The organism is Kosakonia sp. H02, assembly GCA_030704225.1.
In the GTDB taxonomy this organism is placed as follows: Bacteria; Pseudomonadota; Gammaproteobacteria; order Enterobacterales; family Enterobacteriaceae; genus Kosakonia.
This window is the reverse complement of record CP131915.1, coordinates 3774807-3794397: the sequence shown is the minus strand read 5'-3', so window position 1 is coordinate 3794397 and position 19591 is coordinate 3774807. Positions and strand designations below refer to the sequence as shown.

The window sequence follows — 19591 nt, the reverse complement described above, 5'->3', positions numbered from 1 at the left end:
ACATGCCGCCACGCGCCCGATCGTTGTCCCCCCGCGCCACTCAGGCGAGCCTGCCGCATCAACTGGAAGATTCCTGGCAGCGCAGTTCACGTTATGGATTAACGCGGGACGATGACGCGCAGCCCTGGGTCGCCTCTTCGATGCTTAATGATGCCCGCGCCGAAAATGGCTGGGTGAGCCAGCTGGTTGCGCCGCTGCTGGCCCGCCTGCGCCCCGCGCTTTCCAGCCATCCATCCATTATGGTGATGTCCGATGCCACCGGCCTGGTGCTTGATACCTACGGCAACCGCGATTTTCTGCATAAAGCGCAGCGCTATGCGCTTTCGCCCGGCAATTTGTGGGGGGAACATGCGCGGGGAACCAATGCCATCGGCACGGCGTTAGCATTACAACGTCACTGCGAAGTGTTCGGCGGTGAGCATTTCCTGAGCCGTAACGCAGGCTTGTTTTGCTCTGCCGCGCCTGTATTTCGCCCGGACGGACATATCGCCGGCGTGCTGGATCTCTCAACGCCCGCCCAGGCGCCGCGTCGTGATGCCGCCACGCTTATCCGCCGTGCGGTGTGCCAGATTGAGCATGCCTGGGCGACCAGTGCGCTCGGGGCCGATCGCTGGCTGCTAAGTGTGCATCATGATCCTTCGGTGCTGGGTAGCGCCCAGGAGTTACTGCTAATTTTCGAGGACAATACCCTGCTCGGCGCCAACCGGCTGGCAATGGAAGAGTTTTCCCTGACGGCGAACCAGTTTGGCGCACTCGATATTGACGCCCTGTTTCCCGGTATTGATTTACGGGCGGGCGAAACCGCGTTCGAATCCAGCAATACGCGTCGCTATTATGCTCGCCAGACCTTGCCTTCCCGGCGCTACCCGGGACGCGGCGCACCACACGCGCAGGATCATCTGGCGCAGGAAAAAGAGAAAGCGCTGCGCATTGTCAATGCGGGCATTGCGCTGTGCATCACCGGCGAAACCGGCTGTGGCAAAGAGTACCTGGCGCGCGAACTCTATGTGCGCAGCCAGTGGCAGGCGGGGAATTTTGTCGCCATTAACTGCGCCGCGCTGCCGGAACACCTGATTGAATCCGAACTGTTTGGCTATGTCCCCGGCGCGTTTACCGGGGCCAGCCCGAAAGGCTATATCGGCAAATGCCGCGAAGCGCATGGCGGCGTGCTGTTTCTTGATGAAATCGGCGATATGCCGCTCGCGCTGCAAACCCGCCTGTTGCGCGTGTTGCAGGAGAAAAAAGTGACGCCGCTCGGGGCAAACAGCAGCGTTGATGTCAATTTTGCCCTGATTTGCGCCACCCATCAGGACCTGGCCGCGCGGGTGCAGGCCGGGACATTTCGCGAGGACTTGCTCTATCGCATTCAGGAATTTCATCTGACGATTCCCCCACTGCGTGAATGGCAACAGGTCGAGGGCTTTATCCATAAGCTGTGGCATGAGCTTGGCGCGCCCGCTCGCGGCCTGACGCTCAGCGACGAGGTGGTCACCACGCTGGCCCGGCGTCCGTGGCCGGGGAATGTGCGGCAACTGTTAAGCCAGTTAAGGGTATTGATGGCGCTGGCGGAAGATGGCGATTGCATTAGCCTGGCGAGCCTGCCGGGTGAAACGCGGTGCGTACAGAGCCCCGCAGTCGCCCAACCCGCCGATGAACAGCAAGCGATTGCCGAGGCGCAGGGCAATATGAGTCTTGCCGCCAAGAAACTGGGCATTTCCCGCAGTACGCTTTACCGGCGGCTGGAGAAACGCCAGCGTATAACTGACTGAACAGGAGCAGGTCAATACCTGCCCCGGTAAGGGATTACTCTGCCGTGGTCTTCGCTATCCAGTCAGCGAAGTAGCTGACGCGGGTGAATTGCTGCGCAGGCAGAATGAGGTCACGCGACACCAGCCCGACGACATAGCGCGTTCCGTTATAGGTTGCGAACAGCGGGCCGCCGGAATCCCCGCCTGCGGTGGCATAGCCTGCACAGATATGCATTGCCGGATCGTAATAGGTCGGCGGGTAGAACTCGGGCACGTCGATACACATGTTATCGGCCAGCACGTTTAAATCACCTTTATAGAGCACAGTCGGTCTGAGTCCGTTTTCATCATCCCCAAAACCTATACCGGTGAGCGGAATATCCGTCAGCGCCGCCGGAGGTTCGTCATGAATATTATTTCCGGTGAGATTAGCGAAACTTGTACTGTTAGCATCGCGGGTTAATTTAATTAACGCGAGATCATTTTTGGCAGTGCCTTCCATTGTCGACGGATCATACGAAGGATGCACCACAACTTTTTCAATAGGTACGCTGTCTTTAATTTTTAGCGGTTCGTAACTTTCTATACCGACTAAAATATTTGCCGTCGCGGTATCGAACACCTCGGCACAATGCGCTGCGGTTAATACCCAGCGGGCGTTGACCAGCACGCCGCCGCATACGTGCCCGTAGAGCGTGTTGTCGTCATTGATAGTGATAAATTCAGGGAACTCACCCGGTTGTGCAGGTGTACCGTTCACAATTTTGACCATTCTTTCGCTTGCTGATGCGGAGTGAATGACGCTGAACGGTAATAACGAGGCCACAACGAACATCGCTGCGGCGACTTTTTTCTTTTTCATTAATATTCTCCAGAATAAAAATCAATGCTGCACCACAAACTGCGAACAGACTCAAGCACAGACAAGAAAATAAACGGGAGAAATATACGAATCGAACATAACGAAGTAAATACAGATACTTTTCCTGTTACCCGGAATATTCTTCAACAAATTAATGGCGAGATGTTAATTCACAAAATACGAATGCGCAGAGATATATGCAACAAGGGCGCACCGCAGTGCGCCCTTCTCTTTTACAGCGCCATATCGTGCTGAGGCGCGTTTTCCGTTTTCGGCTCTGCCGGTTCTTCAGCAGGCGCCGGGTCTTTCATCTGAATGACCGGCGGCTTAGTCAGTTGCAGCGTGGCGGCAGTGTCATCCCAGACTTGCTGCGTCAGCGCGACGTTACCGTTCATCTTCTGGCCGTAGCTCGGCACGATCGCTTTGATCTTGCTCTGCCACTGCGGCGAGTTGAACTGCGCCGGGAACATCTTCTTGATGACGTTCAGCGCAATCGGGGCGGCGGTTGATGCGCCCGGCGATGCGCCCAGCAGCGCCGAGAGGGTTTTAGGCTGATCGACTACCACTTCGGTGCCAAGTTTCAGCACGCCGCCTTTGTCTTCATCTTTTTTGATTATCTGTACGCGCTGACCGGCCTGGATAAGTTTCCAGTCCTCTTTACGCGCTTGCGGATAGTACTCTTTCAGCGCCTCGAAGCGGTCGTCATCGCTCAGCATCACCTGGCCGACCAGGTATTTCACCAGATCAAAGTTATCCAGACCGACATGGGTCATGGGCATAACGTTGCTGGTGGTCGTGGTGCTTAACAGATCAAAGAAGGAGCCGTTTTTCAGGAACTTGGTCGAGAACGTTGCGAACGGCCCGAACAGCACCACGCGTTTACCGTCAATAAAACGCGCATCGATATGCGGAACGGACATCGGCGGCGCGCCCACGGAAGCCTGACCGTAGACTTTCTGCTGGTGCACGCTGGTGATTGCCGGGTTTTCCGTCATCAGGAAGGAGCCACCCACCGGGAAGCCCGCATAGTTGTCCGCTTCCGGGATGCCGGTTTTTTGCAGTAACTTCAGCGCGCCACCGCCAGCACCGATAAAGACATATTTTGCGTCGATAGTGTGCTCATCGCCGCTTTTCACATCTTTAATCGTCACATGCCAGGAGTTATCGGCATTGCGTTTAAAATCGGTCACTTCAGAGGAGGTTTGCAGGGAAAAGTTTTTACTTTTTTTCAGGCTACCGACTAACTGGCGGGTAATTTCACCGTAATTGACATCGGTACCGACCGGGGTCCAGGTCGCCGCCACTTTCTGCTGCGGATCGCGCCCTTCCATGACCAGCGGCGCCCACTGCTTAATTTGTTGATGATCGGTGGAGAATTTCATTCCCTGGAAAAGCGTGGTTTGTTGCAGCGCAGCATAACGTTTTGCCAGGTAATCCACATTATCGCCCCACACAAAGCTCATATGCGGCGTGGAATTAATAAACGCGTGTGGATTATTCAACACGCCGCGTTTGACCTGAGACGACCAGAACTGACGGGAAATCATAAACTGTTCGTTAATTTCCAGCGCCTTGCTGACATCAATAGAACCGTCTGCACGCTGCGGCGTATAGTTCAATTCCATATTGGCAGAGTGACCAGTGCCGGCGTTATTCCAGCCGTTTGACGACTCCAGTGCGACACCATCGAGTTTCTCGACCATCACCTGTTTCCACTCCGGTTGCAGCTCTTGCAGCCAGGTGCCGAGGGAGGCGCTCATGATACCGCCGCCAATCAGCAGGAAATCGGTTTTTTGGTTCTCTTGTGCCCATGCGCTGGTCGCAGTGCTGACGAGCATCGCGACAGCGCTCAGGGTAATAATTGTCTTTTTGATTGCAGGCATAATTATTAGGTTACATAACAGCGAGTGATTCGTGGGAACGGATATTAACGCAATTTTACGTTAATTTAAAATATCATTCACAAAATTAATAAATTTTATCCCCCTTATTTCGCTGCTTTTTTTAATTAAAAAAAGTAATAGCAAACAGTGTGTGGAATTAATTCTGGCGGGATTTATCTGAAGACGCTGAAATAATAAATGGCGGCTATGAAAAAATGCGAAATAAAAAGACAGACATTATCGGCCGCAAATAGTGGCCGATAACGGGGAATTACAGCCCGGCAAATTGCGCTTGCGCATCGTTTAGCGCGACGCGCAAATGACCATTATTTTCCGCCAGCAGCGCCTGGGCGTGCGCGGCATCCAGCCCGGTAAGCAGCATTAAAATGGCGGTGCGACAGTGATGATTTCCCTGCGCCAGGGCGCTTTTTGCTTGCTCACGGGAACAATCGGTAGCGGCCATCACCACGGCAATCTGCCGCTCGACCCAATGAACACTGGCCGGCTGTAAATCCACGCGCAAATTGCTGTACACCCGACCGGTGCGAATGGCCAGACCGGTTGCCAGCATGTTGAGGATCTGCACCTGCGCCTGACGGGCTTTTGGCTCGCTAAAACCGCTCACCACTTCGGCGCCGGTATCGGCTACCAGCACGATATCCGCGATTTGCGCAGCTTCACTCTCCCGGCTGCGGGTCAGCAGCGCGACCCGCGCGCCGACGGACCACGCATGGCGCAGCGCCCCGTTGGTCCACGGTGTTTTACCGCTGACGGAGACGGCCACCAGCATGTCGCGTGGGCTGAATTCAATGGCCTGCAAATCCGCCATCCCGCGGGCATAATCCGCCGCTGCGCGCGCCTGCTCAGCCATCTGTGCTTGCGCACCGCCGGCCATCAGACCGATTACCCGGTGATGGGTATCCGGCGCAAAATCGCGGGCGGTTTGCAATGCCGCCTGCCCTGAGGCGCCTGCACCGACTAACACCACCCGGCCATCGTGGTGGAGTGTCGCGCTGGCATTATCCACCAGCCGGGCAATAGCTGGCAGGCAGTCCGCTATTGCCTGCTTAACATATTTCTCTTCCTGATGGATAAGGGTAAGCATATCCAGGGTGGTAAGGCGGTCGATATCGTGGGTGCGGCTGTTGCGGCGTTCTGTCATTGAACCGTTTGGCTTACTGCTCATACACTGCTCCTTTTTAAAGGTTCCATACACACTATAAGGGTATTTATTTCCCATACCTGCGAATGGGGTCACGCTTCCCGGTTCCGCTCCCGGCATCGCGATTCATAACGCTGCTTTATGAAACCGCCCTCATCGGTGATAATACCCCCTTCTTTATAATGATTCGGGTTTGGCATGACTGACTTAGCGCCCCCAGCGGCAAAACCACGCAAACGCCCTATGAAGTTCGGCACCACGGTGACGCTGATGGTATGCAGCGTTACTGGCTCGGTGCTGCTTCTGGCGTGCGGCCTGTGGTTCTGGCAGATAAGCAACGCCACGCGCGACGGCGTAAAAGAGACGGCGCTGGCGGTGGCGCGCACCCTTGCCGATGCCCCCGACATCAAACGCGGGCTGTTATTGCCGCCCAACAGCAACATTATTCAGCCGCTGGCGCAGGCGGTGGCCGCGCGTAACGATTTGTTATACGCGGTAGTGACCAATATGCAGGGCATTCGCTATTCGCATCCGAATGCCGGGATCATCGGGCAGAACTTTATTGGTGACGATTTGCAGCCGGCGTTAAAGGGCAAAGAGAATATCGCCGTCAATCATGGCGTGCTGGCGCCGGCGCTGCGTGTCTTTACCCCGGTGTACGATGAACGCTACCAGCAAATTGGCGTGGTGGTGGTGGGCATCTCGCTGAGCAAAGTGGATGAACAGGTGGGCCGCAGCCGCCAGGCGGCGATGGTTATCTTGTTGTTCAGCGCGCTGATGGGGTCGCTTGGCGTCTGGCAAGTGGTGCGGGTGTTAAAACGTATTTTGCTGGGGCTGGAGCCGCACGAGATTTCCGCCCAATTCAAGCAGCGCCAGGCGATGCTGCAATCCTTAAAAGAGGGCGTGATGGCGGTGGATGCCGATGGACGCGTCACGCTGTTAAACCATGCCGGGCGGCGGATGCTACTCAGCAATGCGGCCACGCAAATGGCGGGCCATGAGCCTTTACTGGCGGATCTGCGGGAAGTGCTGCAAACCGGTGTGCCGATTTATGACCGGGAGCTGGGGTGTAACGGCCTGCTGCTGTTGAGTAACACCGTACCGGTACGCAGCCAGGAGAGCATTATTGGTGCTATCAGCACGTTTCGCGATAAAACCGAAGTCAGCCAGTTGCTGCAACGGCTGGACGGCATGGTGAATTATGTCGATGCCTTGCGCACCACCTCTCATGAATTTATGAATAAATTGCATGTGATCCTCGGTCTGCTGAATATGAAACGTTATGACAAGCTTGAGGAGTATGTGCTGCAAACGGCGCAGAATTACCAGAGCGATATTGGTGCCATTCAGCACCGCATCAAATCGCCGGTGGTGGCGGGTTTCCTGTTAGGCAAAATCAACCGGGCGAAAGAGCGCGGCTACACCCTGACGCTGGCGGATGATAGCCAGGTGCCGGATAACCCGAATGAGAAACAGGTCACCGTGCTGGTCACGGTGCTGGGAAATCTGATTGAGAATGCGCTGGACGCGATGAGCGACCAGCCGGAAGGTGAAGTCAGCCTGCTGCTGCACTATCAGGACGGCTGGCTGTCGGGCGAAGTCAGCGACGATGGGCCAGGCATTGCGCCAGACCATATCGAGGTGATTTTCCGTAAAGGTTTTTCCACCAAAGGTGATAACCGTGGAGTCGGCCTGTTCCTTGCCAGCCAACAACTGACTGAACTGGGCGGCACCATTACCGTTGAGTCTGAACCCAGTGTGTTTACCCAATTTTTTGTCCACCTCCCCTGGGATAGTGAAAGGAAGACCGCGTGATAAATGTATTAATAGTTGACGATGATGCCATGGTAGCCGAGCTGAACCGCATGTATGTGGCGCAGATAGCCGGTTTTCAGTGCTGCGGCACGGCGTCGACACTGCACCAGGCCGAGGAGATGATTAACGATCCAGGGCGTGAAATCGACCTTGTGTTGCTGGATGTCTATATGCAGCAGGACAGCGGCCTGGATTTACTGCCGACCATTCGCGCCAGCGGTCGCGCTATCGACGTGATTATGATCACCTCATCCGCCGATGCCGCCACTATCCAGACATCATTGCATTACGGCGTGGTGGATTACTTAATCAAGCCGTTCCAGTTCCCGCGTTTTGAAGAGGCGCTCACCAGCTGGCGCGAAAAACGCAGGCTGATGGAAGCCCGCCCCTATTATGAGCAGTCCGATGTTGACAAGCTGTTGCACGGCGGTGCGCCGGAAGTGGCCGATACGCGCCGGTTGCCGAAGGGGTTAACGGCGCAGACCTTACGCACTATTTGCCAGTGGATTGATGCCCATCCAGGAATCGAGTTTTCGACCGATGAGCTGGCAAACGCTGTCAATATCTCCCGCGTTTCCTGCCGTAAGTACCTGATTTGGCTGGCACAGATTAATATTCTCTATACCACCATTCACTACGGCGCAACCGGTCGTCCGGTGTACCGCTACCAACTCATTGCCGAGCAATACGGCCTGCTTAAGCAGTATTGTCAGTAAGCCGGTAGCGGGCATCGAGAAGGGTAAAGCGGAACTGGCGCTGTGAGGAGAGGATGATTTCGCGGTTTTTGGTGACGAAAATCGCCTCGATATCGTCGCGCTGTTTCAGCAGTGCGCCGCCTTTTTCCACCCCAAGCCCGAAAAGAAGTGTGGTCCAGATATCGCCGTCGAGAGAGTCGGTGGAAATAATGGTCACACTGTCGAGTTCGTTATCCAGCGGGTAGCCGCTACGCGGATCGAGGATATGGTGCCAGCGTTTGCCATCCTGTTCGAAATAGCGCTCATAAGTGCCGGATGTCACCACCGATTTGTTCACCACCTCAATGGAGCCAACTAACGCGTCGGCGTCGGCAAACGGCTTTTTCACGCCAATAGTCCACTGTCCTTGCGGGGAACCGAGCGTCTGCACGTTGCCGCCAAGATTAATAAGCCCGTCGTGAATCCCCTCTCGATGCAGATAATCCCGCACCCGATCGGCAATAAAACCTTTGGCGATGGCACCCAGATCGATCTCCATTCCCGCCTGCGCAAGAAAAACACTTCCGGCGGTATCGTCGAGGATAACATCCTGCACATGCGTGATACGTAGCCGCGCGGCTATTTCATCGGCGGGCGGAACGCTATCGCCTTTGAAACCGATGCGCCACAGCTTAACCAGTGGGCCAATGGCCAGGTTAAAGGCGCTATCAGGAACCATGCTGGCGGCTTTGGCGCATTTGATGAGCTCAAATACCGGGCGGCTGACGACCACCGGATGCCTGCCTGCGGCGTGGTTGATGTCCATCACCTGGGAGTGTGCGCGGTTAACGGTGAACAGGTCTTCGTAGCGTTTGATCAGCGAAAAAACGCGGGATGCGAGGGCGTCGTCGTGGGAAAACAGTTTGAGCAGAATGGGCGAACCCATCAGTACGGCAGAGTAGCTCCAGACAGGGTTATCGGACATGGCGTACTCCTTTTGGCACATCTTTTGTAGGCCGGATAAGGCGGTAGCCGCCATCCGGCGTTGGTGCACCTGTGCTCATTGCCGGATGGCGCTTCGCTTATCAGTCCTGGGGGAGGAGTAGCTGATAACGCGCCATCCGGCACTTTTTACTTACTGTTTGGCACGCATCGCGGCCTGGTGCCCTGCCAGAGAGCCGAAAATAATGATATCGGCTACGGCGTTGCCGCCAATACGGTTGCCGCCATGCAGGCCGCCAACCACTTCACCCGCCGCATACGCACCTGCAATCACCTGCTGTTCGGTGTTCAACACTTCGGTATTGGTGTTGATGGTCACGCCGCCCATGGTGTGGTGCACGCCCGGCGCAATCTGAATAGCGTGGAACGGGCCTTCGTTAATCGGCGCACGCAGCGCGGTGGTACGGCCAAAGTCATCATCGTGCTGTTTCTCTACAAAACCATTGTAGCGTTCAAGCGTTGCGAGGAAGGCGTGATAATCGATGCCCAGTTTATCCGCCAGCTCGCGCGGTGAACTGGCGCTGGTTACCAGTCCGCGGGCGATGTATTCATCCGCCGCTTTGTTTTTCGCCCGGACATGCTCATCAAACACAATGTAAGCATAGTGTTCCGGCAGCGCGATAATCGCCGCAGAGACTTTATCGCGGGTCGACATCTCGTTAAAGAAGCGGTTGCCCTGCTGGCTGACCAGGATGGCGCCGCCGCCGCGAATCGATTCGGAAATCAGATACGAGGTGTTTTGCTCTACGGTCGGGTGGATCTGGATTTCACCCATATCAACCGTACCGGCACCGAGACGCTCCAGCAGTGCGATACCGCCGCCGGTCGCGCCTTTGTGGTTGGTGGTCACAAAACCATCCAGATCCGGGCGGTATTTCACCACCATCGCGCTGTTGGCGCTGAAACCACCGGTTGCCACAATCACGCTTTTCGCCTGCACGTTAACGGTTTCCTGCTCGTCGGTCAGTAAACGTACACCGCGCACTTCACCTTGTTCAAACAGAATGTCCTCAACGGAGGTATCCAGCATCACATCAATGTTGCGTTTAGTGACGTTGCGCACCAGGCCGCTAATCAGATAACCGCCAACCGCCGATCCATCACGCGGACGGTGCGTACGGTCAATGCTCATACCACCGGTGGTGGTGATGTCGTTAAGCATAATGCCGCGACGCGCCAGCCATTCAATGGCTTCCGGGGCATTTTCAACAAAGCGACGCAGCAGTTGCGGGTTGTTTTTCTCGCCGCCGCCTTTCAGGGTTTCGGCATAAAACAGCTCTTTACTGTCCTGAATACCTTTCACGCGCTGGAAGCGGGTTTCTGCCGCGTTCATACCGGCAGACGCTTTAATGGTGTTACCACCGATGGACGGCATTTTTTCAACAATCAGTACGCTGGCACCTTCGTCATGAGCCTGAATAGCCGCCGCCAGACCGGCGCCGCCGCTGCCGACTACCACCACATCGTAATTTTTCGGCGCGCTGGTATCGCCGCCCTCTTCTGCCACTCGCGCTTTGCTCGATTTCACCATCGCTTTGGAAACGGCTTTTTTCACCGCTTCGCTCTGGCTGGTAGCCCCCGAGATGGCATCAACATGCGGGGAGTTCGCATCCAGAATGCGCCCGCGGATCTCGGCAAAGCTGCTGGTAAACTCAACGTTATCAGCCGGGCCAGACGCCAGGGCGATATCGGCAATGCGATCGGTTTCCAGGCTAACGTTAATCACCAGTTCATTGCTGTCGTCCTGTACCGTTTCGACGAACATCCCCGGTTTGAATTTCGCTTCACCCATGCTCATATCGCGGATCATGGCTTCTACCAGTGAGAAGTGCCACAGCGGTTCGGGGATGTGCAGCGCTTCACGCTGGGTGCTGTCGATAAACAGCTCCAGATTTTCGCCATTGGCGATACGCGCCGCCCAGTCCGGGTAGGCAATGCAGGCACGACCAACGGCAATCAGGTCGTAGCCATGATCCAGGCCTTCTTCGGCATCAGCGGCATTAACGATGCCGCCCACGCCCATGATTGGAACCTGCGCCAGCGTTTCGGAGCGCATGGCACAATATTTATTAATCAACGGCGCTGGGTCGGTGGTGTCATTAATGGACGAGCGCAACGACGCACCGAGGGAGAAGTGCAGATAGTCCACACCGCGAGCCGCCAGTTTTTCCAGCAAGAACATCGTGTCGTCGAAACGGATGCCGGGCACTTCCAGCTCTTCCGGTGAGAAACGGTAACCGATGATAAACGCGTCGTCAGCGTACTGACGCGCCATTTTATGGGTGATATCCAGCACCGCCAGCGGGAACTTCGCGCGGTTATCGCGGCTGCCGCCCCACTCATCATCACGCTGGTTGGAGTTGGGGGAGAAAAATTGCTGGATCAGGTAAGTATTAGCGCCGTGAATTTCGACACCGTCGAAACCGGCCTGAATAGCGCGGCGAACGGCTTCGCCGAACTTGCCGATCATGGCTTCTACGTCAGCGGTGGTCATCGCCACCGGCATAGCCGCCCCTTCACGCGGCGCGGCAATCGCGCTCGGCGCAATCGGCGTGCGGCCACCAATCAGCTTCGGCTCCACCATACGGCCGCCGTGATAAATTTGCAGAACCGCTTTCGATCCTTCGCCCTGAATGGCGGCAGCGATTTTTGCCAGCCCGGCGATTTTATCGTCGTTATCAATACCAATGGCGCCCGGGAAGGCTAACCCGAGGTCATCGACAAAACAGCACTCAACAATAATGGTGCCAATGCTACCTGCGCGGGCACGATAATACTCCACCAGCTCGCTGCTGACGGTACCGTCGAAATAACCTGTGCAGGTGGTCATGGGTGCCATTAACAAACGGTTTTTCAGTTCCGCGCCATTCGGCAAGGTGAAAGGGCTGAGAATGCGTTCGTTGCTGGTCATAATTAAACTCCACATCTAAAATTGAAAACTTTGAATTCGGTGACGGATTTATTTTTCGTTTTGTTTTTTAATCCTGGCGTCGTGTATTTAATATACCGCGAATTCTATTTACTAAATTAATTACGTTAGTTATAAAACTATTTAACCACTCCAATAACAGCACTACCTCCACTGTATTATCATTTTTAAATATTATATTTACAGGTATTTAATTACCGGTAACATTGTGATCACTTCGCTTTATGGCTTAAGTTTTTACTTATACGAATAAAAATACTATTTATCAGATAGTTAACAAAAATAATCGGCGAAATGAGAGTTTTTATCAGCACCATTTTTTAACATTTCGGTTCATTTTGTGAAATTACCCACATAATTCATTGTGGGTATTCACTATATTAAAAAAAGCAGTGCTCTTTTCTTTTTCTTGATCTCAATCAAGAGTATTCTGTAGTGGAAGAGCAATATATAAAAACACTCAGTTTCTTTATTTATCGCCGTAAAAGTTGCGTTAAGTAACCGCAAACGGAATAAGAAAGCGCGACATTAATAACTAAATTAACTTTTGAAACTAAATAAATCGCAAATCTATTCCGTTGCATATCCGAATTTTTAACTACTTGTAGATGCTCACTATGAACGAGAAAACAACAACACCACCCTCTGCCAATGCAGACAGTGCAAAGGCCGGAAATAAAAACCGCCTGATAATGATGGCACTACCGATTATCGTGGCTGTACTACTGCTGTTTGTCCCTGTGCCGGAAGGTTTACCGCCTTACGCCTGGCACTATTTCGCTATCTTCGTCGGTGTGATTGTCGGCCTGATCTTCGAACCGTTGCCGGGTGCAGTTATCGGCTTGACCGGTGTCGTAATCATTGCGCTGTGCAGCCAATGGGTGCTGTTTAGCCCCGATCAACTGGCGGACCCGAAATTTAAGCTGGCAGGCCAGTCTTTCAAATGGGCAGTCAGCGGTTTCGGTAACTCAACCGTCTGGCTTATCTTCGGCGCGTTTATGTTTGCCGCCGGTTACGATAAGACGCAGTTCGGCCGCCGCCTGGCGCTGATTCTGGTGAAATACCTTGGCCGTCGCAGCCTGACGCTGGGTTACGCCATTACCTTCGCCGATCTGCTGCTGGCACCGTTCACGCCGTCTAACACCGCGCGTAGCGGCGGGACCATCTACCCGATTATCGCTAACCTGCCGCCGCTTTACGGCTCTAAACCTAACGATCCGAGTGCGCGCCGTATTGGTTCTTATCTGATGTGGGTTGCCATTACCGCCGCCTGTATCACCAGTTCAATGTTCCTCTCCGCTCTGGCACCTAACCTGCTGGCGCTGGCGCTGGTGAAAAGCATCGTCGGGATTAACATCTCCTGGGGGACCTGGTTTATCGCCTTCCTGCCGCTGGGCGTGTTGTTGATTCTGACGATGCCGCTGCTGGCTTACCTGTTCTACCCGCCAGAAGTCAAAGTGAATGATGAAGTGCCGCTGTGGGCGAGCCGCGAGCTGGAAAAACTGGGCAAAATGTCCCGCAATGAAATCCTGCTGCTGGTGTTTGTCTGCTGTGCGCTGCTGATGTGGATCTTCGCTGCCGACTTTATTGAACCGGCACTGGCTGCCCTGTTGGTTGTGGTACTGATGCTGTGGACCGGCGTGCTGACCTGGAACGACATTACCAGCAACAAACCGGCGTGGAACACCTTCGTCTGGTTCGCCACCTTAGTGGCACTGGCTGATGGCCTCTCCTCCACCGGCTTTATCGCCTGGCTGGGTAAAGAAGGCGGCCTGCTGATGAGCGGTATTTCTCCGGGGATGGCGACTATCGCCCTGCTGCTGGCGTTCTACCTGCTGCACTATCTGTTTGCCAGCACCACCGCGCACACCACCGCGCTGTTGCCAGCCATGCTGACCATCGCGGCCACTATCCCTGGCATCAATATGGAAGTGGTTGTCCTGGTTCTGTGTACCTCCCTCGGCGTGATGGGCATCATCACCCCATACGGTACTGGCCCAAGCCCGATTTACTACGGCAGCGGCTATCTGCCAACGAAAGACTACTGGCGTCTGGGCACCATCTTCGGTGCTATCTTCCTGGCCGCCCTGCTGTTGATTGGTTATCCGTGGATCACCATGATGTTTTGATTCATAACCGTCGGGTTTTCCCGGCGGTTTTATTTTTATGGAGTAAAGAGCTATGTCGAACAAACCCTTTGTGTATCAGGACCCGTTCCCGCTGGCAAAAGACAATACGGAATATTATTTGCTGAGCCGCGAACATGTTTCCATCGCCGATTTTGACGGTCATCAGGTATTGAAAGTCGAGCCGGAAGCGCTGACGCTGCTGGCACAGCAGGCTTTCCACGATGCCTCTTTCCTGTTGCGCCCGTCTCATCAGAAACAGGTTGCCGCGATCCTGCATGACCCGCAAGCGAGCGAAAACGACAAATACGTTGCTCTGCAATTCCTGCGTAACTCAGAAATTGCCGCGAAAGGTATTTTGCCGACCTGCCAGGACACCGGCACGGCAATCATTATGGGTAAAAAAGGTCAGCGCGTCTGGACCGGCGGCGGTGATGAAGCCGCACTGGCGCGTGGCGTGTATAACACCTACACCGAAGATAACCTGCGTTATTCGCAAAATGCGCCGCTGGATATGTACAACGAGGTGAACACGGGCACCAACCTGCCAGCGCAGATCGACCTCTACAGTGTTGATGGGGATGAGTATAAGTTCCTCTGCGTTGCCAAAGGCGGCGGCTCGGCGAACAAAACCTATCTCTATCAGGAAACCAAGGCGCTGATCACCCCGGCGAAACTGAAAAACTACCTGGTTGAGAAGATGCGTACCCTCGGTACGGCGGCCTGCCCTCCTTACCATATCGCCTTTGTAATTGGCGGGACGTCCGCAGAATCAACCCTGAAAACGGTGAAACTGGCCTCTACGCGTTATTATGATGGCCTGCCGACAGAAGGTAATGAGCACGGCCAGGCGTTTCGCGATGTGCAACTGGAACAGGAACTGATGCAGGAAGCGCAGGACCTCGGCCTCGGTGCTCAGTTTGGTGGCAAATACTTTGCTCACGACATCCGCGTGATCCGCCTGCCGCGTCACGGCGCATCCTGCCCGATCGGTATGGGCGTTTCCTGCTCCGCTGACCGCAATATCAAAGCGAAGATCAACCGCGACGGCATCTGGATTGAGAAGATGGAGCACAATCCGGGGCAGTATATTCCGGAAGCACTGCGCCAGCAGGGCGAAGGCAATGTGGCGAAAATCAATCTCAACCAGCCGATGAAGGATATTCTGGCGCAGCTTTCCGCCTTCCCGGTTTCTACGCGCGTCTCGCTGAACGGCACCATTATTGTGGCGCGCGATATTGCTCACGCGAAGCTGAAAGAGCTGATTGATAACGGCGAAGAGTTGCCGCAGTACGTGAAAGATCACCCGATCTATTACGCTGGCCCGGCGAAAACGCCGGAAGGTTATGCCTCCGGCTCGCTTGGCCCAACCACCGCAGGGCGTATGGATTCCTACGTTGATCTGCTGCAATCCCACGGCGCGAGCATGATTATGCTGGCGAAAGGCAACCGCAGCCAGCAGGTGACCGATGCCTGTGCTAAACACGGCGGTTTCTATCTGGGGAGTATTGGTGGCCCGGCTGCGGTGCTGGCTCAGCAGAGCATTAAGAGCCTGGAGTGCGTTGCCTATCCGGAACTGGGAATGGAAGCTATCTGGAAGATTGAAGTGGAAAACTTCCCGGCATTTATTCTGGTGGATGATAAAGGTAATGACTTCTTCCAGCAGATCCAGAACAAACAGTGCGCCGGTTGTAGCCAGCGTTAAATGATAAAACCCCCGGCGGGAGAACGCGTCGGGGGTTTTGTTGAATGAGGGTTTTGTCGTTCGTTAAGTAAAAATTACACAAAGTGAATCACAAAATTCGAATGCTTCGTTTTTTTCGTTACTTCTGCAATATAATGACTTTTGATCTCTTCCGTTAACGTCTCGTGTTCAAATGGAGGTTCGAAATTTCTCATCGATGTTATTTCTGCTACAAATCCACCGATAATTCTCTCACCTGCTATTTTTATTGCTCGCCCATCGACAGATAAAATGACATAGCCATTTGCACCTGTTATTTTCATAAGGTTTTTAACCTGTCATTAAATATAAAAATCATCCGGATAAAGTTTGCAAAGACGCTGTTCTCTCTGCATATATTTGTCGTTCACTTCGTGCGGTAATTTCACTTTTAGACCAGAAGATAGTTGTGACGCGATATAAAATGCATCAGTCAAACGCTGGAAGAAGATTTCATCAGAGGTTTCAAACTCTCTTACTGCATACAGGCCAAACGTCAATTTACGCAATCTGGTTTTGTCACTTTCGCTACCGTCAACAATGTTACGTAAATAAGATAGTTGCTCAACGATAGAATCATACATTGGCTCAAGCGCCGCGGCAGCTGGATTTTCTGATATGGCCTGATGCCTTTTACGCGCCATCGATAATGCCTTATCGATATAGTCTTGCGCTGTAGCCTCTTGCATAACAGGTACTTCTTGCGCTTTATATAACGCATAATTAGCACGAATTTGTTTAGCCAAAGAAACCATATCATGGTAATCAGAATATTTTATTAAGTCGTCATCTTTCAGTTTGAAACACTTTTCTTCATCAAGATGACCGGCTGGCCAAATCATACAAATATACAAGCCATCCGTTCCTTGCAAAATAAAGAAATCACCCTGTTGTTTAAAAAGAACTTTAACACTATTCATAAACAACTCCTGTCTTCAGGTTATAAACTTCATAATAAACCCCTAACCTGGCTGAAATAACAGAATTATCATCTTGAAAAATCCTCAAACAGAATCATTATCTTTATCCACAATAACAAAGCCAGTCTGAAATTGACCTTTTGTTATTTCTCGCAACTGAAATCGTGCGTAATCACAACGGATATTTTCTGACAACGCCTTCATATATTCAGCATCTAATGGTGTAATAATTCCATTCGCAGTAAACAAAAAATATCGTTCGATATCTACTTTATAAACACCTTCAGAAAAAACAATCTTCAGTACAAAACCACCGTCTATTATTTGATAAAGCGTATAATCCCATGGGTTAAAAGATATTCTATTAATATAATTCATGAGACATCTCGCTTTATCATGCACTACTAACCGTAAAACCCTATCGTTTAATTTTTACATTAGCCACCTCTCTATCAGAAAATAGCGCCCAGTCTTTTCTGATCAGTTCAGCTATTTTTTTCAGATAATCAACATCATCTTTATGTTTTATTTCCTCTTCCGTCAGAAAAAAGTGTTTGCTCACATCAAAATGTGAATTTGGATAAAAATTAGGTATTAGCACGGAAATAATAAATTTATCTCCGGACTCCATTAAAACAAAATCGCCACGCTGCGAATAAATAATTTTAGCCTCAATCATATATCGCTCCTGTTTTCAAATCATATACTTGATAGTCAACGCCTTTTTCTAAACCTTTCATAGAGATAACAGCCTCATAGTCTCCATTGGGTAGCTTCCCTCCAGGCAACCATAAAGGTTCAGTATCCCGGGCACCCCACTCGTTACCCGTTGGTATTTTTGCATTATATTTTTCGGTAGGGAAATAATCGACCCTAAGTAAATCCCCTTGTTCAAATTGCTCTTTAGGAATGCCTAAACGTTCAGACATTACGGTTGTATCGCCATTTGACTCATTAACAATAGACTCCATATTACGTTTAGAGCTTACGAATTCTGAGTTTAAGTCATCCGGCTTACCTAAACCGTACATATCATAATCACCTCTTGAAACGATACGCGTCGCCCCTTCAGAAAACTCCTCTGCATGCTTGTTAATGTACTCCGGTGGAAGGTAGGTTTCAGGATCCGGCTTCTGACCTTTAGGGATATTGAGGATCTCATCGTAAGTGACTTTGTCTATTGGAACCCCATTGGTTTCAACCTTACCCGCACGCCAGGCTCTAAACGACGTGGTGCCTTTAGCCGCAATACCACTACCAATGATCCCGCCCGCAAGCATGCTCCATTTCTGGCCGTCGCTGCCTTCGCCGAAGATTTTTCCACCAACGTAATCCCCGGCCGTTCCGCCCGCCATACCACCGGCCGTGCTGATCAGTGCAATGGCCGGCCCGGCGATAACCGCCAGCGCACCGACGCCAACCCCTAACATCACCCAGTTCACCCACGCCGGAATTTCGGGATTGATATCATCCGTTTGTACTTTTGCGCCGCCGATAAAAACGTTGGCTGAGCCCTGAAATATCTCCGCGCTACAGGTCAAACGATCGCCAATACGCGCCGCTGGATAGTTGTTGATATAAACCTTGATTGAACCTTCGGCAACGCGCTGAAGGCTGCCGCTGTGTTCATCACACTCACCAGAAGAGAGATGCGCGCGGATGGCCTTGCGGCTGTTAATAAAGACATCCGGCGACCCCTCTTTCAACATGCCGGTCACGTGACGGGGTGCCCACGACATACTTCCCAGCACCTCGCCCAACCCGCCACCCGCACAGGCGCCAGCAGCTACCGTCGAAACCACAATGAGTGCAGCGCCCCCTGTTACCGCCACAGCCGCCATACCCAGCAAAGCGCCGCCGATAAGCCCGGCAATCATCCAGCCCTGCGACGCGGTGTGCGCGATGGGGTCATCGACGCGCGCGGCCTGATACTCAGCCATGGTTCAATCCATCCCGATGGCGGCTGAGAAAACGCCGAACGTCATCCGCTGTATCAAGCCCCTCAACGCCGCCATATGTCCGACAGACTGAAAGTTGCTGCTCTAAAGCGTGTCCGTTATCCGAGCGCATTGTCCAGAGCGCATAGCGCACCGGCTCACTGCCGGGTACCGGGGCAATCTTTAGCGCCTGCCCACTTTGGGCATAAAGCAGAAATACACCTTCACGCGCACGTTGCAGGGGCAAATGTTGATACAGCGACTGTATGCCTGCATAGGAGTTGAGATGCTTTGTCTCGGTGTCTAAAGCAAAAAAGATCTGCGGATCATCGGGAGGGAGCATCTGTTCGGGCGATGCTTCTGATTGCCGGTGAAATTTGATGCTCTGGATAATGTCCTGATACTGCCGCTGATGATAATCGCTAAATTCATCAGGACATGTGCCAATGTAGCTAACGATTTTCTTACCTGCGGGTGCCTCATCAAGTAAGACGACGGTCTGGCGTTGAATAATGACCGCACTGTCATTTTTAAACTGGTAATAGAGCTCAATGGCGGGCTCACCATCAACAGTGACCGGTCGTGACAGCTCAAGCTGAAATTGAGGAACGGTTATTTCAAGTTCACGTAAAATTCGTGCCGCCACGGACTGGAGTGTCTCACCTTTGTTTGCGCTGGCGCGGGATACGACAAAAGTAAACTCACTGGCACCCTTATCATTAAGCGTGAATAAATTCATGGTTCTGTCTTTAAACACATCTGGCAGGGCAAGGGTTGCTTCCTGAAGAATATAATCAGCCACGTTCGTGT

16 protein-coding genes are annotated in these 19591 nt (G+C 52.8%); 5 read left to right on the top strand and 11 right to left on the bottom strand.

From position 1 onward, the window contains the following. Positions 1 to 2 precede the first annotated feature (2 nt). Positions 3 to 1769, top strand: a complete 1767-nt coding sequence (locus Q5705_17790) for a sigma-54-dependent Fis family transcriptional regulator (protein ID WLI76414.1) — start codon at positions 3 to 5, stop codon at positions 1767 to 1769. A 34-nt stretch (positions 1770 to 1803) separates the two neighbouring features. On the opposite strand, the gene Q5705_17785 is transcribed toward Q5705_17790, so the two are convergent. The 3 genes from Q5705_17785 to Q5705_17775 all read right to left on the bottom strand — a co-directional run bounded on the left by Q5705_17785 (position 1804) and on the right by Q5705_17775 (position 5679). Next, positions 1804 to 2610 (bottom strand): serine protease, encoded by an 807-nt coding sequence (locus Q5705_17785; protein ID WLI76413.1) that lies wholly within the window; start codon positions 2608 to 2610, stop codon positions 1804 to 1806. A 233-nt stretch (positions 2611 to 2843) separates the two neighbouring features. Continuing rightward, the gene (gene mqo, locus Q5705_17780; protein ID WLI76412.1) at positions 2844 to 4493 is read right to left on the bottom strand and encodes a malate dehydrogenase (quinone); all 1650 of its coding nucleotides are present in this window, start codon (positions 4491 to 4493) and stop codon (positions 2844 to 2846) included. 271 nt (positions 4494 to 4764) lie between these two features. Beyond that, positions 4765 to 5679, bottom strand: coding sequence for an N-acetylmuramic acid 6-phosphate etherase (locus tag Q5705_17775; GenBank protein ID WLI76411.1), 915 nt, complete (start codon positions 5677 to 5679; stop codon positions 4765 to 4767). A gap of 174 nt (positions 5680 to 5853) precedes the next feature. Here Q5705_17775 and Q5705_17770 point away from each other — a divergent pair, with 174 nt between their 5' ends. Both Q5705_17770 and dcuR read left to right on the top strand, forming a co-directional pair. Then, a complete protein-coding gene (locus Q5705_17770) occupies positions 5854 to 7470 on the top strand; it encodes a sensor histidine kinase (protein WLI76410.1) in 1617 nt (538 codons plus the stop codon). Beyond that, positions 7467 to 8186, top strand: a complete 720-nt coding sequence (gene dcuR, locus Q5705_17765) for a two-component system response regulator DcuR (protein WLI76409.1) — start codon at positions 7467 to 7469, stop codon at positions 8184 to 8186. Before Q5705_17770 ends, dcuR begins: the two co-directional genes overlap by 4 nt. Here dcuR and Q5705_17760 read toward each other — a convergent pair. Further along, on the bottom strand, positions 8167 to 9129 hold the full coding sequence (locus tag Q5705_17760; protein WLI76408.1) for an FAD:protein FMN transferase: 963 nt from the start codon (positions 9127 to 9129) through the stop codon (positions 8167 to 8169). The two genes, dcuR and Q5705_17760, sit on opposite strands and share 20 nt — an antisense overlap. A gap of 150 nt (positions 9130 to 9279) precedes the next feature. Further along, positions 9280 to 12057, bottom strand: a complete 2778-nt coding sequence (locus Q5705_17755) for a flavocytochrome c (GenBank protein WLI76407.1) — start codon at positions 12055 to 12057, stop codon at positions 9280 to 9282. Between the two features lie 635 nt (positions 12058 to 12692). Here Q5705_17755 and Q5705_17750 point away from each other — a divergent pair. Both Q5705_17750 and fumA read left to right on the top strand, forming a co-directional pair. Beyond that, the gene (locus tag Q5705_17750; GenBank protein WLI76406.1) at positions 12693 to 14204 is read left to right on the top strand and encodes an anion permease; all 1512 of its coding nucleotides are present in this window, start codon (positions 12693 to 12695) and stop codon (positions 14202 to 14204) included. A 52-nt stretch (positions 14205 to 14256) separates the two neighbouring features. Then, positions 14257 to 15906 carry a class I fumarate hydratase FumA gene (gene fumA / locus Q5705_17745; GenBank protein ID WLI76405.1) on the top strand — a complete coding sequence of 550 codons (1650 nt, stop codon included), beginning with the start codon at positions 14257 to 14259 and terminating at the stop codon, positions 15904 to 15906. Between the two features lie 74 nt (positions 15907 to 15980). On the opposite strand, the gene Q5705_17740 is transcribed toward fumA, so the two are convergent. From Q5705_17740 to Q5705_17715, 6 genes are all read right to left on the bottom strand, one after another. Then, the gene (locus Q5705_17740; GenBank protein ID WLI76404.1) at positions 15981 to 16208 is read right to left on the bottom strand and encodes a hypothetical protein; all 228 of its coding nucleotides are present in this window, start codon (positions 16206 to 16208) and stop codon (positions 15981 to 15983) included. 18 nt (positions 16209 to 16226) lie between these two features. Beyond that, positions 16227 to 16844 carry an immunity protein Tsi6 family protein gene (locus Q5705_17735; GenBank protein WLI76403.1) on the bottom strand — a complete coding sequence of 206 codons (618 nt, stop codon included), beginning with the start codon at positions 16842 to 16844 and terminating at the stop codon, positions 16227 to 16229. A gap of 84 nt (positions 16845 to 16928) precedes the next feature. After that, entirely contained in the window at positions 16929 to 17222 is a 294-nt protein-coding gene (locus tag Q5705_17730) for a hypothetical protein (protein ID WLI76402.1), read from the bottom strand. Between the two features lie 40 nt (positions 17223 to 17262). Continuing rightward, a complete protein-coding gene (locus Q5705_17725) occupies positions 17263 to 17523 on the bottom strand; it encodes a hypothetical protein (protein ID WLI76401.1) in 261 nt (86 codons plus the stop codon). Beyond that, the gene (locus Q5705_17720) at positions 17516 to 18784 is read right to left on the bottom strand and encodes a PAAR domain-containing protein (protein ID WLI76400.1); all 1269 of its coding nucleotides are present in this window, start codon (positions 18782 to 18784) and stop codon (positions 17516 to 17518) included. Before Q5705_17720 ends, Q5705_17725 begins: the two co-directional genes overlap by 8 nt. Then, positions 18777 to 19583 carry a DcrB-related protein gene (locus Q5705_17715; protein ID WLI76399.1) on the bottom strand — a complete coding sequence of 269 codons (807 nt, stop codon included), beginning with the start codon at positions 19581 to 19583 and terminating at the stop codon, positions 18777 to 18779. The genes Q5705_17720 and Q5705_17715 overlap by 8 nt, the downstream gene beginning before the upstream one ends. Positions 19584 to 19591 lie beyond the last annotated feature (8 nt).